The organism is Lactobacillus apis (assembly GCF_002837055.1).
Taxonomy (GTDB): Bacteria; Bacillota; Bacilli; order Lactobacillales; family Lactobacillaceae; genus Lactobacillus; species Lactobacillus apis.
In genome coordinates this window covers 1-1841 of sequence record NZ_PDKP01000048.1, presented here as the reverse complement: position 1 = coordinate 1841, position 1841 = coordinate 1, and the positions used below count along the sequence as shown (strand labels likewise).

The 1841-nt window shown below is 37.4% G+C and carries 2 protein-coding genes; both read right to left on the bottom strand.

Annotated features, from left to right (window positions below):
* On the bottom strand, positions 1–1068 hold a 1068-nt coding region (locus CRG87_RS07775; protein WP_101138734.1), incomplete at its 3' end, for a hypothetical protein.
* Positions 1058–1841, bottom strand: a 784-nt coding sequence (locus CRG87_RS07770; RefSeq protein ID WP_133125509.1) for an ATP-binding protein, incomplete at its 5' end; no start/stop codon positions are given. The genes CRG87_RS07775 and CRG87_RS07770, both read right to left, overlap by 11 nt.

Here is a 1841-nt window from a genome sequence, read left to right as displayed (position 1 = left end):
AATCGGTATTTGTAAGTCTAAATTGTTAAAAGCAACTTCTACAGTGTCCTGGGTTAGTTTGGTACTAATTTGCGGATCATGCTGTCCCATAAAAACTGGCATCCCTTCAATATAGTTACTGTAGCAAGTAATTTCATTTGAAGAGTCAAAATATCTTAAATCCTGTTCACTCAAGCCCAGTTTATGTACCAGCTCAATACTATTTAGTAAGCGATCGTTGACCGTCATTTCCTTTTGCTTTTCATAACGGGTATAAAGTAAATCATTACGTTCACTTGCTGCACTTGGCACACGTAACTTCGTGTAGTAGTTAAGTGAATAAGTTGTCCAACCCTTTTTGCTAGCCCGTGAAGTTACATTTGTTGTGCCTAGCAAACGCGAAACAAAATAAGAGTCGGTCTGCTTAGTCGTTAAGTAGCTGTATACACGCCAATTTTCTTGTTTTGTGTAAAAAGTTTCGTAGCTATCTTTCGTGCGCACGAATTTAATTGGCTTTTTGCCTTTGATATTATCGGCATAATCACGAAGACGACTAAAATCAGCGTTAATTAAGTTAATACGATAGATCGTTGTTGTTTTATCATTACCAAGATAAAGGGAATCATTACTTGCTGAAACAAAAGCACGTCGAAACTTTTTATCCTTATTTGTTAGCTCTCTTTTAGTAAACAAATTAACGCTAATTTCGTTAGGAAAAGTTAATTGCAAATAGCCCGGATTATTGAGCATCTTTTCATAAGATTTTTGATCTGAACTAATTGTTTTAATTCCTTCGAACTTAACGTTTTTAAGTTCTTTAGCAAATTCCAAGGGTAAGTTTTTTTTGGCATCATATAAACGATATGGTTGTCCATTTTCAAAGCCATACGAGCTAGTTGGTACATACAAATTATCAAATATCCGCCCGCGCTGGCTATGTGCATGTTGAGTAACATTGCTAGTCTGATCGATGCGACTAAAATATTGGTCGTTTGTCATAATGAAGGTCCACAAGACAATCGAGAGCACAAAGACAATGACCGTTCCTAGTGACAACAGTAGATCACCGATTTTGAATTTAGACTTCATCCCAATCGTCCCCCTCACTCATTGGTTCATATGGCAAGGAAATGTAGAAAGTTGAGCCCTTACCTTCACTACTGTTAGCCCAAATTTTACCATGATGCTCATTGACAATTTCTTTAGCAATAGCTAAACCAAGACCTGTTCCGCCTTGCTCACGTGATCTTGCCTTATCAACCCGATAAAAGCGATCAAAAATCTTACCAAGATCTTCACGCGGAATTCCCAGTCCTTGGTCACTGATACTGAGAACAATTTTTTGTTGCTCCTGTCTTAATTTAACAGTAATTACACCACCATCAGGCGAATACTTAATTGCGTTGTTCATAATATTATCGATGACCTGCGCAAATTTATCAGTATCAATTTCAACCCACAGAGCCTGTGATCCAAGCTTCCGTTTAATGGTATATTTTTTCTTACCTTCTTTTGCATCTGTTTTCACGATCATATCAAAACGATCTAAAATATGAGCCACAAAATCATTGAAGTTAACCCATTCCACGTCAATCTTTGAAACACCACGGTCCATTCGTGACAGACTTAGCAGCTCATTAATCATCCGAATCATGCGTTCAGTTTCTTCTTGGGTAACCTGTAAAAATTGCGGTGCAATGTCAGGATCTTTCCATGCGCCCTCATTTAATGTTTCAATGTAAGCATGTAAACTAGTTAGCGGCGTGCGCAACTCATGCGAAACATTGGAAACAAATTGCTTTTGTGAATTTTCATTTTTTTGCTGTTCAGTAATATCATGTAAAACACAAACGCTACCTGAA